Annotated in this window: 15 protein-coding genes; all 15 read left to right on the top strand. The window is 40.1% G+C overall.

All coding sequences use genetic code 11. The features are described from left to right. Position 1: 1 nt before the first annotated feature. The 15 genes from BUB35_RS01765 to BUB35_RS01695 all read left to right on the top strand — a co-directional run bounded on the left by BUB35_RS01765 (position 2) and on the right by BUB35_RS01695 (position 13,213). Positions 2-595, top strand: coding sequence for a hypothetical protein (locus tag BUB35_RS01765; RefSeq protein WP_084730509.1), 594 nt, complete (start codon positions 2-4; stop codon positions 593-595). Then, positions 592-2,403 (top strand): VirB4 family type IV secretion system protein, encoded by a 1,812-nt coding sequence (locus tag BUB35_RS01760; RefSeq protein ID WP_072848451.1) that lies wholly within the window; start codon positions 592-594, stop codon positions 2,401-2,403. Before BUB35_RS01765 ends, BUB35_RS01760 begins: the two co-directional genes overlap by 4 nt. 26 nt (positions 2,404-2,429) lie before the next feature. After that, entirely contained in the window at positions 2,430-2,756 is a 327-nt protein-coding gene (locus BUB35_RS01755) for an LPD28 domain-containing protein (RefSeq protein ID WP_072848448.1), read from the top strand. An 18-nt stretch (positions 2,757-2,774) separates the two neighbouring features. Further along, positions 2,775-3,725: a C40 family peptidase gene (locus BUB35_RS20320; RefSeq protein ID WP_072848446.1), complete on the top strand. Its 951-nt coding sequence runs from the start codon at positions 2,775-2,777 to the stop codon at positions 3,723-3,725. A 48-nt stretch (positions 3,726-3,773) separates the two neighbouring features. Beyond that, a complete protein-coding gene (locus BUB35_RS01745) occupies positions 3,774-4,289 on the top strand; it encodes a hypothetical protein (protein WP_072848444.1) in 516 nt (171 codons plus the stop codon). A gap of 12 nt (positions 4,290-4,301) precedes the next feature. Further along, the gene (locus BUB35_RS01740) at positions 4,302-5,036 is read left to right on the top strand and encodes a hypothetical protein (RefSeq protein ID WP_072848442.1); all 735 of its coding nucleotides are present in this window, start codon (positions 4,302-4,304) and stop codon (positions 5,034-5,036) included. Positions 5,037-5,055: 19 nt separating this feature from the next. Continuing rightward, a complete protein-coding gene (locus BUB35_RS01735) occupies positions 5,056-5,319 on the top strand; it encodes a DUF6103 family protein (RefSeq protein ID WP_072848537.1) in 264 nt (87 codons plus the stop codon). Between the two features lie 110 nt (positions 5,320-5,429). Further along, positions 5,430-6,590, top strand: coding sequence for a HipA domain-containing protein (locus BUB35_RS01730; protein WP_072848440.1), 1,161 nt, complete (start codon positions 5,430-5,432; stop codon positions 6,588-6,590). A gap of 460 nt (positions 6,591-7,050) precedes the next feature. Continuing rightward, on the top strand, positions 7,051-7,461 hold the full coding sequence (locus tag BUB35_RS01725) for a hypothetical protein (RefSeq protein WP_072848438.1): 411 nt from the start codon (positions 7,051-7,053) through the stop codon (positions 7,459-7,461). A 24-nt stretch (positions 7,462-7,485) separates the two neighbouring features. After that, on the top strand, positions 7,486-8,856 hold the full coding sequence (gene mobP3 / locus BUB35_RS01720; RefSeq protein ID WP_276326370.1) for a MobP3 family relaxase: 1,371 nt from the start codon (positions 7,486-7,488) through the stop codon (positions 8,854-8,856). A gap of 12 nt (positions 8,857-8,868) precedes the next feature. Then, the gene (locus BUB35_RS01715) at positions 8,869-9,693 is read left to right on the top strand and encodes an amidoligase family protein (RefSeq protein ID WP_072848434.1); all 825 of its coding nucleotides are present in this window, start codon (positions 8,869-8,871) and stop codon (positions 9,691-9,693) included. Between the two features lie 83 nt (positions 9,694-9,776). Next, positions 9,777-10,754 carry an amidoligase family protein gene (locus BUB35_RS01710; protein ID WP_072848535.1) on the top strand — a complete coding sequence of 326 codons (978 nt, stop codon included), beginning with the start codon at positions 9,777-9,779 and terminating at the stop codon, positions 10,752-10,754. Beyond that, the gene (locus tag BUB35_RS01705) at positions 10,751-11,215 is read left to right on the top strand and encodes a gamma-glutamylcyclotransferase family protein (protein WP_072848432.1); all 465 of its coding nucleotides are present in this window, start codon (positions 10,751-10,753) and stop codon (positions 11,213-11,215) included. The genes BUB35_RS01710 and BUB35_RS01705 overlap by 4 nt, the downstream gene beginning before the upstream one ends. A 26-nt stretch (positions 11,216-11,241) precedes the next feature. Continuing rightward, positions 11,242-11,730: a gamma-glutamylcyclotransferase family protein gene (locus BUB35_RS01700; protein ID WP_072848430.1), complete on the top strand. Its 489-nt coding sequence runs from the start codon at positions 11,242-11,244 to the stop codon at positions 11,728-11,730. Next, a complete protein-coding gene (locus BUB35_RS01695) occupies positions 11,693-13,213 on the top strand; it encodes a DUF3991 and toprim domain-containing protein (RefSeq protein WP_072848428.1) in 1,521 nt (506 codons plus the stop codon). The genes BUB35_RS01700 and BUB35_RS01695 overlap by 38 nt, the downstream gene beginning before the upstream one ends. Positions 13,214-13,224 lie beyond the last annotated feature (11 nt).

Here is a 13,224-nt window from a genome sequence, read left to right as displayed (position 1 = left end):
AATGAATAGAATAAAAATAGGAACAAAAAAATCAACCAGAGAAGAAATAGGCGCTGTCAATATTGAACCCAACGGAGTTGAGACAAACAAAAACGATTTTCTGGTTTACTTTCTGGTACAGCCGGACAACATAGCCGTTTTATCCGAAACGGCTGTCAGAACAAAAATCATAGCCCTTTCCGGCGTAATAAAGGGTTATGACTGCATTGAGTTTTCCTGTATTAACTCAAGAGAGAACTTCGACAGCAACAAGAACTTCTATAAGGAACGGCTGGAAAAGGAACACAGCCAGAAAGTACGGGAGCTGTTGGAAAAGGATATCGCCCACCTTGACAGAGTGCAGATACAAACGGCTTCCGCAAGGGAGTTTTTGTTTATACTGAGGTTTAAAAACTATAACTTTGAATCCAACGACGTTCAGACAGGCATAAGCAGAATGGAAAAGCTGTTAAAGGACGAGGGCTTTACATCAAGACTGGCGGCAAAAGATGATATTAAAAGACTGTACGCTGTTTATTATGTTCAAAACATTACGCAGATTTATTTTGACAACTATGACGGCGAGCGTTTTGTAAGGAGTGACGATTATATTTGAGAATCAGCAGAACAAAAAAGAATAAAATTGACTTGCCAAGGACAGACGCGGAAAAGGAACAGATCAGGATTAAAGAGTTTCTGGATATGTGCAGCCCGTCTGTCCTTAAGTTTTATCCGGACTACTATATATGCGGCAGCACATACCGAAGCGTATGGGCCATAAGGGAGTATCCTACCGATACTGACGAACAGGCCATCCTAAGACATTTAGGCGACCGTTCAGGCGTAACGCTGCGGATATACACAAGACACGTTACACCGGCGGAGGAAAGAAAAATCATTTCAAACGCCGCCAGCCGTAACCGAATGAACCGAGGCTCAGGAGATATTCAAAAGGAAATCGTGGCTGAGTCAAACCTAAACGATGTAATGAACCTGATAGCGCAGATGCACAGAGACAGAGAGCCTTTGGTACACTGCGCTGTTTTTATTGAGACGGCGGCCCCCACTCTTGAAAAACTGAAAGAAATGCAGGCGGATGTGGAAGCGGAGCTGACACGCTCTAAAATATCTGTTGATAAGCTGTTTTTAAGGCAGAAGGAAGGTTTTAAGAGCACACAGCCTTGCGGGGATAATGTTCTGGGAGAGCAGTTTGAGCGTGTGCTTCCGGCAGCCAGCGCCGCCAATCTTTATCCCTTTAATTACTCCGGAAAAGCCGATCCGGAGGGGTTTTATATAGGTCATGACAAGTACGGCAGTAATCTTTTTATTGATTTTCAGAGAAGAACCGATGACAAAACAAACGCCAATGTCCTGATACTCGGCAACAGCGGTCAGGGAAAAAGCTATTTAATGAAACTGCTGCTGTGCAATATCAGGGAAAGCGGCATGGATGTTATCTGTCTTGACCCTGAATCCGAGTACATAGACCTTACGCTTAATCTCGACGGATGTTATATTGATTTAACCAGCGGAGAGTACATAATCAATGTTTTGGAACCGAAGAAATGGGATGATGACGGCGGCTCTGTTCTGTCAAGGCACCTTTCATTTCTGCGGGATTTTTTCCGTTCCTACAAGGACTTTACAAGCTCTGAAATAGACGTGCTGGAAATATTTCTGGAACGGCTGTATGAAAGCAAAGGAATCACGGATAAGACTGTCCTCTCTTCCCTCTCCCATAATAACTATCCTATACTTTCGGATTTATATGTTTTCGCAGAAAATGAACTGAACCGATATGAGGATAAAAAAGGAAATATCTACACAAAAGAAACCGTAAGAGATTTGTGTTTAAAGCTGAAATCCATATGTATCGGCGCTGACAGCAAGTTTTTTAACGGGCATACCAATATCACCAGCGATAAATTTATATGCTTTGGAGTAAAAGGCATTATGGAAGCTGACACATCTATTAAAAACGCAATGCTCTTTAATGTTTTGTCCTATATGTCGGACGCGCTGCTGACAAAGGGAAATACAGCCGCGTTTCTGGATGAAATGTACCTGTTCCTAACAAACCTGACAGCCATTGAGTATATTCGAAACGCCATGAAGCGGGTAAGAAAAAAGGACAGCGCCGTAATAATAGCCAGCCAGAATATTGAGGACTTCAACAGAGCCGATGTAAAAGAAATGACAAAGCCGCTGTTCGCTATACCGGCGCATCAGTTTCTGTTCTATCCCGGAAGCATATCAAAAAAGGAGTATACGGAAATGCTGAGACTGGACGAGTGCCTGTTTGACCTTATCAGCTATCCCCAAAAAGGAGTCTGCGTGTTCCGTCACGGTTCCGAGGTTTATCATCTTGTGGTGAAAGCGCAAAAATACAAAGAGGAATTGTTCGGCAGCGCCGGAGGAAGGTAAAAAAACAAACTGAAGGAGGAATAAAAATGCTGTTAGACGCAAACGAAGAAACATTTGAATTGGTTGAGATTGATGGGAAAGAAACACTGTTCACAAACAGCAGGCTTGACAGAACCACAGTACCAGAAGGTCTGTTTTGTTATGACATCAGGGAATCAGAAGGTTTCAGCAGTGAACCGGTAACCCTTGAGCCGTATGTAACGGTTAATCATTGGGGAACTGTTCTCTCTAAAGAGGAATTTACTCTGAATGACGGAGGTTTTTATCCGATAGACGATTTTAATTATCTGGGAGAAACGCTAAGTATCAAAGAGTATATGGAACATCAAAATGATATTGATATGAATATGTAAAGAGAAGGAGGCGGTATATTGGCAAGCCCAACAACAGTCGCCTTACTGGTTAAAAAAGCTATAGATATTGCCAGCGACAAACGGGTGCAGACATTCATAGCATCTGTAATTGTCGGTATTGTTGTTATTATTCTGATTCCGTTTTTAGCTGTGCTTTCCATATTTAACGCGGAAGCCGGATACAGCAGAGAAACAGCAAAAATAGTATTTGACGGCGGCCCGATACCCATTGAGGCGGACGCCGAGCTGACAGAATATATGGAGGATATGATAGACGCTTTTGAGGAAATTGATAACGCCATAGCGGATTATAACGAAGAAGGATTTGACCATATAAAAGTCAAGTCCTTTTTTTATATCCTTTATTTTACAAAAGATATGTCAGAGTTCAATGAGGAATTTTATCAAGATTTTGTGAATTGTTTTGCGGACGAGAAAGAAGATGACGAGATTTATGAGGAGCTGGAAGAATATCTCCCCCATGACTTTACAGAAACGGAAAAGGAAGAAATACGCTCTTTGTATTTGTTTATTAAATACGGTTACTCAGTAACGGGACAAATAACAGGCATACCCGGCGAGGCGTTTGACGATGAAACATTCGCGCAGCTGATGACGGAAGCCACTAAATATATAGGGTTTCCTTACGTTTGGGGCGGCAGCACACCGGAAACCAGCTTTGATTGTTCCGGATTTGTCTGCTGGGTATACACCCATTCCGGTGTTCACAATCTGCCAAGAATGACGGCGCAGGATATATATAACCAGTGTACTCCTGTGTCAAAAGAAGAACTGAAGCCTGGTGATCTGGTGTTTTTTACCGGAACATACCAAAGCTCTAATCCGGTAACGCACATCGGAATTTATGTAGGCGATAATCAAATGCTCCACTGTGGAGACCCAATCGGATACGCCAACTTGGGAAATTCATACTGGATAAAGCATTTTTACGGATACGGAAGATTATAAAGCGAGGTGAAAAAAGTGAAGGAAATAACCATAAACGAATTGTGTCAAATGAAGAATAAAGAAGGTCTGATACTGCAGGGCTGCGGCGGAGATCCGAAAGAATGGGTTGACGGCATAAATGAGCTGTTAACAGAAGCGGATATTTTGAAAAACGGCAGCTCTTTCAGTGAAGTCTATGCATTCCAAAACGAGGGTTTAACAAACCTTTTATTCGGCTTTAAAAATGTGGATATTGATATGGGAAAGTTGGCTATGTGGAGAATATCAACCTATGGACAATTCGGAGGCACATGGCTGAGCGACTACATAGAAAATAACCTTGGTATGGAAGAACAGACGGAACAAAAGCCGGACTGTCAGCTGATTGGTCAGGACGGGAATATATTTAACCTTATGGGAATAGCCTCAAGAACATTAAGGGCAAACGGCATGGCGGACAAGGCAAAAGAAATGCAAAGCCGTATTACTCAGGAAGCCCAAAGCTATTATGAGGCCCTTAATATCATCGGGGACTATGTCAATATAACCGGCCCGGATGAAGATGAGCCGGAGCTTGATATGTAAGAGGAGATGACTATGACAAGAAATTCCAATATAAAAGTAATTGATCTTACGGAGGATTTCCCCAGTATCAGTCAAAGAGAGCTGGATATATTAGAGCGTTTTATAAAACAGATCCTTTGGCTGAAGGAGGATGTTATAAATGAGTTTGACAATCAAAAATCCAGATGCGATATATCCTGCTTGGAGCTTGGCTTTGATATCAGCTTCAACGAGGATGAGGTAAAACTGGTGAAGGAACTGCTTATGACAGATGAAAGAATACGGGAGGTGTCCTTTGACTTTGAGCTTGAGAAAATAAAACTATATCTGGCAAGACCGGAACACGCATATGATTCCGTGAATGTTGTAGAGAGAAAGTTATACGGCGAAATAGCTTTAAACAAATATTTTAATGATATTGACGACGCTGTTAGCTGCTACAGTTCGGAAAGCAAGGCAAAAAACGGTGTGGTGATAGAAAAGGTAATAGAACTTGATAAAAAGGATTACGGATTTTTTATCAGAAACATACAGCAGGAGACAAGCTTTATTAATGATAACAGCGACGTTCAGTTTGTGGATTCTCAAAGGAATATCCATTGTCTTTTTATTAAGCAAGAAGCATCGGAACAAGGACTTTTGATATGCAAGGACTCTGAGACAAATGATTTTTACTCAGGCTTTGTTCCGAATTTAGATGATTTTCAGGAAATTTCAATGGAGGAATATAATGATATGGATGAACAGTCAGGACCGGAAATGGTCTGATTTTCAGGGAGGGAAAGATATGAAGCAGTCGGTAATACAGATTAAATTTGATACGGATAAATATAACGCGCTGTTAAGATACGCCAGAAAAAAGGAAGTCTCTGTTGAAGCGGAACTGCTGGATACCGCCGACAGGCTGTATAGAAAGCTGGTGCCATCAGATGTAAGAGAGTTTATCGAGGAAAAGGACGCCGTTCAAGAAGAAAAGAAGGACAGAAATAAGACAGCCAAAAGCAAAAGTGCTGAAACAAGTGTTGATAACATGCTCCATAACCCGTCTTAAAATTGACTTGTGCGGGAAGAATAGATACAATAGTTATAGAAAAAATGGAAAAACCATATGCTGTTGATTACATATTCTTATAATTCAGAACTGTGGAGGAAGTGAGTCCTATGAGATATATTTTGATGCACCGAGAGAAGGCTGTGGCTGAAATAGAGCTTGACGAGCTTTCCAATATAATAAACATACATGAGGTATACGCTCCTGAGCACCTGCCCGTTGGCACGGCGGTAAAAAATACTGCTGATAAAAATTCCCTTGCCCGATGGTGGGCGAAACGCTCTATACCGGCCAGCCGTTCTGGACTGAGGGAAGCCCTTGACGCCTTGAATATGTCTGTGCCGCAGGAACTGCTTGTGAAGTGTTACGGTCTTAGTCTCTCGGATCAGTATTGGGTGTCGCCAAAGGACTCCAGTCTTTCATGGTCTGATATTAACTTTTTTGAGCATAATTTTTCCGAGGATGTGGGAAATCTGCTGTTTGGATACGGCGGAGTTTCCGAAAGCATGAGCCTTGTGTCGCCTGACAATACATCGGATGGCCAGCTTATTAAAAAATGGAAAATCGCTGACGGAAAGCGTGTTTTGATAAAGGGCGGGAGCAATCCCTATCAGCAGGAACCGCTGTGCGAGGCGATCGCGTCAAAAATAGCGGACAGGCTCGGCATTTATCATGTGGAGTATAAAATTATATGGGAAAATGACAAACCGTTTTCTGTATGCGATGACTTTATTAATTCTGAGACTGAATTGGTGTCGGCTTACCATATCATGAGAATAGAAAAAAAGCCGAATAACCTTTCAGAGTACGAGTTTTATATAAAACTGTGTGAGAGCTTGTGTGTGCAGGATATACGAAAACAGATTGAGAAAATGCTTGTTCTGGATTTTATTATTGGAAATGAGGACAGACATTTCAATAACTTCGGTCTCATAAGGAACGCTGTTACATTGGAATGGGTAGGCTGCGCTCCGGTTTTTGACTGCGGAACATCTCTGTGGTACAACACACAGGAAAGCTTGATAAAACCTCTTTCCCCTTCCCTTCCATCAAAGCCTTTTAGAAAAACCCACGGGGAACAAATACAGCTTGTAACGGATTTTTCCTGGGTTAATGCGGATAAGCTTAAAGGAATTGGTGAAGAGATAAATGACATTCTCTCGGAATCAGCATATATCAGCGATGAACGAAGGAAAGTTTTATGTGGCGCGGTTCGCCGGCGTATAGAGTTGTTAGACAAAATTGTAATGAAACAAAACGGAGACATATAAAAGCCTTAATACACAAAGGTAAAAATTGAATTGGATATATTGGCGGACAGCAGTGTCCGCCTTTTTTGCGCCCTGTATGCCTTTGTATGCCGCTTTTATAAACTTATAAGGCGGTTAAAAAGGTAAGAGAAATTAGAAGAAATTTGGACCTTTTGTGAGAAATGAAAACATTAGCTAAGAGACAAAAGAAGGTATAGTAAAAAGGGAGAGTATTTACCAAAAAGATTGCAGGTGAAAGCCAGCCATCAAATGGGCTGGCGTTTCCTCAAATCACCCGCAGTGCGGGGATTTTTTGTCTCTAAGAGCTGACATCAAAAATAGAAGGCTGACATCAAATAGAAAGTCTTTTTAAAAAGAGCTATGTCAGAAACCGTACAAAAACCAGGGCTATCAGCTAATTTTAACTGACATCATAACTGACATTAAGGTGATTTCGCAGAGAAAAAGGAGTGATAGGAAAATGGAGGATAAGAAGAATAAAATAACAATTCGCATATCCGATGAAACCTTGAGAAAATGCAATGAAGGTATGAGTATCACAGACTGCGGTGTAAGAAATGATTTTATTGAAAGATCTATTGAGTTTTATTCCGGATATGTTTCCGCTCAAACGCATACAGATTTCTTAGCCAGCGTTATCCTGGAATCTATGTCAGGCATTGTAAAAACCTCAGAAAACCGTATCGCCCGACTCCTTTTTAAGATAGCTGTTGAAATGGCAAAGCTGGAGCAAATGCTTGCTTCCATTAACGACATGGATGAGGAAACCATGCGGCGCCTTCATATCCGCTGTGTAAACGAGGTAAAAAAGATAAACGGCATTATAAAAATGGAGGACGCCGTTCGCTATCAAAGAGGCGATGATGAGTAAAACAAAAATGTAAATTGAACCGAGGTGATAAAATTGCCAAGGCTTGTTTTTGTTCCAAGATATTTAAAAATGAAAAGCGCGCGTCAGTTAAAAAACTATGTCAACTACATTGCCACAAGGGAAAACGCTGAAACTTTCTCCCCTACTCAATCAGAAATGAAAGCCACAGAAGAACAAAAGAAATGGATTGAAAATGAACTGAAAAACAATCCAGAACTAAAAAGTTCCTGCCATTTGGAATATGAGGATTATAAAAAAAGTCCAACAACAGAAAACGCCAGCGAGCTGATAAGCAAAATAGCCGAGGAACAAATCTCTGTTTCCGAAAACATAAAGAACTATGTTGGTTACCTTGCCAAAAGACCGAGAGCGGAAAGGAATGAACAAGACCATGCTCTATGGAATGGTTCTGACCAGATAATAGATTTGGCGAAAGTCTCCAAAGAAGCTTCGGAACACAAAGGAAATATCTGGACGTTTGTTGTTTCATTGAAGCGGGAGGACGCGGAACGGCTGGGATTCAACAACGCCAATGCATGGAGAGAGCTGGTAAGAGAAAAATCCGCTGAGATTGCCGATGCTATGAGAATACCGCTGAAAAGCTTTGTTTGGTACGGCGCTTTCCATAATGAGGGACATCATCCTCATATCCATCTTATGTGCTACTCAAAAAATCCGAAAGAAGGATATTTGAGCAAAGGCAGTTTCATGAATCTGAGGAGCTCATTCGCGGCTGAAATTTTCCGCGATGAGCTGTATCACATTTATGAGCAGAAAGATGAGGTCAGAAATGAACTGAAAGCATATTTTGACGCGAAACTGAAACAGGCAATGGCAATGGAAAACTCAGATAATCCGAAAGCTGAAATTCTGCTTTGGGAATTATCCAAAAGACTGAAAACAGCGAAGCATAAAAAAGTCTATGGCAGGCTGGATAAAGAGAATAAAATTCTGGTGGATGAAATTGTCCGTGAAATAAGCAAAGATAAAAAAGTAGACGCTTTATACCAAAGTTGGATTGATTTAAAAGATGATATTCTGTCTACATATCAAAACAGCGCGAGAGCAAAAAGAAATCTTGCCGATGAATCTGAGTTTCGCAATATCAAAAATATGGTTTTAAAATCCGCCTTAGAGCTGTCGGAGATGGATAAGGTTATATCAGCGGATATGGAAGAAAAAAATAACGAAACAGTGAATTCAAAATATGTGCAGAAAGAACAAGCGAAAAATTTTCAAATCCAAATCAGAAAGCATTTTTTGCTTTTGCTGAAGAATATCAGCCGTATGATACAAGAGGACTATGACAGAAAAAGCAAAGTTATCACCTTGTCTGATAAAAAACTTTTGCAAAAAACCATGGAAAAGAAAGAAGCCCTCGGGCAGAAAATGTAAGCAGGTGAAGATATGAGGTGGAAAAGATACAGCATAGCTATGGATATGACGGGGATAACCAGAAAGCGAGCAGCCGAAATACTGGCGGAAACCTTCAAAAGCGATTATAAATACAATTTTGACAGCGGTGGCTATACGATTAAAGACCGGCGCGGACGAATATGGAATCTGCTGCCGTCAGACAATATTAAAGCAGAGAAAATATTAAACAGTAAAATTGTGGGAGCAAATTACCTTTATCAAATAAAGTTAATTACTCCGTTTTTTTACGCTAATGATTTCGCTTCAATGGAAGAACTGACAAAAGACCTGAAAACCGGAGGCACACTGGTAAATGATACAACAAAGATGTCCGTAATATTAGACGTTGCAGGAATGGAACATAAAGAACGATATAAAACAAATTTAGCAAACTTATATAAAAGCAAAGGAATTTTATTTCAAAAGGCTATTGGAAAAGATTTTAATAAGTTAGCTGACTGTTCTCGGTTAGATGAAGAAGGAACGGCAGAGTTCTCCATTTTTAAAAGCACTCTAAATTCTCAGGAGTTATTAAGCTATATACAAATGGCACAGGTAATAAATAATTATGCGCGAAGGCAAAAACTCGTTAGTCAAAAAGTAAATCTCTCCGCCAATGAGAAATTCCTTATGCGTACATGGCTTGTAAGAGCCGGTATGGTTGGAGAAGAATATAAATTTGCCAGAAAGTTGTTAACTGAATCCCTTCCCGGGAACTCAGCATGGCTGAATAAGGTGAACTGTATGGAAACTCAAAATTATCAAGTAAATAATGAAGAACAAATGATGACAGATGAAAATGATATAAGTATGTAAGGAGAGCTAATAAAGCTCTTTTTTATTTTGGAAAGCTGGTGACGCTTCTGATTCGGGAACAGAATTTTGGAATCGAGATAGAAATGACTGGTATCACGAGAGAAAAAGCCGCTTCAGTTTTAGCTGATTATTTTGGAACAGCCGCTGAGTATGTCGGTGGTGTTTACAACAAGTATCGTGTAAAAGACAGTAAACGGCGATATTGGAATCTTGTAAGGGACAGCAGCATTAAAACATACGAAAATAAAAAAGGCAAATTGACTGCAGCTTCAACAGATTTTTCAGTGGAACTGGTAAGCCCTATATGTGAGTACGGCGATATTGAGCTGATACAGGAACTGATACGGCGTCTTCGTAAAGCCGGAGCTGTAACAAACGAATCCACAGGTATACATATCCATGTGGACGCTTCAAAATTTGACGCTGTAAGCTTAAGAAATCTAACCAACATCATAAGAAGCAAGGAAGATATCCTTTATAAAGTGCTTCAGGTAGACATAGCCCGAGAGCATTACTGCAAAAAAGTTGAAGAAAGGTTCTTAGCACAGTTGAACAAAAGAAAACCAAAAACGAAAGAAGCCCTTAAAAATATCTGGTATCAGGGAATTGACGGCAGTTCTGAACATTATCATTCAAGCCGGTATCACGCCTTAAATCTCCACTCAGTATTCCAGAAAGGTACGGTTGAGTTCAGGATGTTTAACAGCACCCTTCACGCAGGTAAAGTAAAAACCTATATACAGTTAAGCCTTGCTATATGCAGTCAGGCCCTTACGCAAAAGAAAGCCAGTTATGAAAGAACTGTATCCGCAAATGAAAAATATACATTCAGAACATGGCTTTTAAGGCTCGGCATGATAGGAGATGAATTTAAAACGGCCAGAAAGCATCTTTTAGAACACCTGGATGGAAATATAGCGTGGAAAGACCCTTCGCAGATAGAAAAACAAAAACAGAGGTTTCTGGAAAGAAAGCTGGAAGCGGATCGGTTATTCCAGGCGGAAGAAATAACAGAGCAAAATGAAACAGAAGAACAGGACTTTGGAGGTATGAGCCTATGAAATATTATATAGCCTATGGCAGTAACCTGAATACGGAACAGATGCGCTGGAGGTGCCCAACGGCAAGAAAACTTACTGTGGGAGAAATCAAGGATTACAGGCTTGAGTTTAGAGGAAAAAAAGAATCAGCCGTAGCTACGATTGTTCCAAGCAAGGGAAATGTTGTGCCTGTGTTGGTCTGGAAAATAGAAAGGTCTGACGAGAAGGCTTTAGACAGATATGAGGGCTTCCCCTATCTCTATCGAAAAGAAAGCATAAAAATAGAAGCTGACGGAAAATCATTAACCGCTATGGCCTATGTTATGAACGAGGGTTATGACATTGGAATGCCAAGCGATTACAATTTAAACACCATTTTGGAGGGCTATGAGGAAGCCGGATTTGACACAAATATTTTAATGGAAGCTGTGGCACTGTCAGAAAATCTCTATCAAGAGGAAAATATGGAAATGGATTTATAGTTATAAAGCGGAAAGGTGTGATAAACATGGCTTTATTTTTGACCTACGATGAATATATGATGGAAAACAAAATAAAAACCATTTGCCCTTCAGCGGAACTTGTAATAAAGTGCGGCATAAAGGGCTGGCGGCTTGTGTTCAGAAAGTTTTACAGCAGGGCGGCTGTTACATTGGAAAAAGGAAATGAGAACGATGTTGTTCCTGTTGTGGTTTGGGACATTAGTCATGAGGATTTAGATGATATGGAAATTATATATCCGGAAGAAATCTATACGAAGAAATATTTTAACCTTACAAGCAGTGAATTGACAGTTTCAGCCTTTACATATGTAATGGGTGAGACTCCTATAGCTATGCCGGATGATATGTATTTGGACAATATTATGGAGGCTTACTGTGAGCATAACTTCGACATGACCTGTGTTGAAAACGCTCTTGATTTTGCCGCCGACTATCTGAGGAAAGGAAGAAGCAAAAGTGGCTCTTTACACGAAGGAACAGATAGAGAAAGCTAACAGCGTAAATCTTGAAGTATATCTTGGTATGCGAGGCGAGAAATTAAAACGTGTTGGCAGTGAGTATACTCTGATTTACAGAGACTCATCCGGCGAACATGACAGCATATCCATAAGAGGCAACCGCTGGTATGATCACAAAAACATGGTGGGAGGATATACCATAAAGTTTATGCAGGAGTTTTACGGCTTGAATTTTCGAGAAGCGGTAAAGGAGCTTTTGAATGGAGAAACACCCGCGATAGAGCACAAAGACAATAATGCTGTTGATAACACAACAGATAGGGACGAACATAAATCATTCAGGCTTCCTGAAAGGGAGCCGGACATGCGGCGCCTTTTCGCGTATCTTACAAAGGCAAGGTTTATTAATCAGAAAATCGTTCAGGCTTTTATAGAAAAAAATATACTTTACCAAGAGAAAAAGCATGGTAATATCGTCTTTGTTGGAACTGACAATAATGGAAACCCAAAATCAGCCAGTGAAAAAGCAACGGTTAGCAATAACTCCGGTTTTAAAATGACTGTTTCAGGTTCCAACTCCAACTACGGATTCTGCTGGAGAGGCTCCAGTGAAAGACTTTTTGTGTTTGAGGCCGCTGTGGATTTAATGTCATTTGTTACTTTGAACAGCGATAGCTGGCAGAACAATAGTTATTTATCCATTGACGGACTATCATCAAAGCCTTTAATCAGATTTTTGGAGGAAAACAAAATGATTAAAGAAATAAATATTTGTCTGGATTATGATCCAGCGGGAATAGAGGCGGCTGAAAAGATAAGGGATACTCTTCTGGAAAGAGGATATATGCCGGAACAAATAAATAGGCTATATCCGGTATATAAAGATTGGAACGAACAGCTGAAAACGGAAAACGGTGTATCCCCTATTCCGGCAAAAACACATCCTAAAAAGGACGCCTATAGTAAAGTAATAGGTTTATTAATCAAAGTAAACGAAAAAGCCGAAAACTCATATATCCAATGGAGGAACAAATGTTTTGAGAAATACGGCAGGGATTTTTATTTGGCACAAATTAAAAAGACACTATATAAAATTGAGGATTCTGTTAAAAACGGCGGCAATAATATAAAACAAATTGAGGCCGGAGTTTTGAGAATTGCCGATTTAAGTGTATACCTTATGTGTATGGAAGGCAATAAATCTTACAGAGAAACACTCTGCGTTATAGAAAAAGAGTATAAAGTTTATAAAGACAAAGGCCACCTGTCAAGGCGTATTGAAGATTTGAAAAGAGAGATTGACTGTTTATCCAAAGATATGGAAAAAAGCGGCCAGTCTCTTTTTTTGTTGGCAAAGAGCGTTGCAGACACGGCTATAAGAACAGAAATTTATATAAAAACAGATTACGCTTCGGATATGGAAAGAAAACACAACTTTGAAAAGAGCCCAAAAAAAGATGTAATGAAAAATGAGATTACCCATATAAAGGGAGATGAAGAACAATGCCTAACGCTTTAATAAAGATTATT

Source organism: Anaerotignum lactatifermentans DSM 14214, from assembly GCF_900142265.1.
In the GTDB taxonomy this organism is placed as follows: Bacteria; Bacillota; Clostridia; order Lachnospirales; family Anaerotignaceae; genus Anaerotignum; species Anaerotignum lactatifermentans.
The sequence above is the reverse complement of the archived record's forward strand: the minus strand, read 5'-3'. Positions and strand labels throughout refer to the sequence as shown.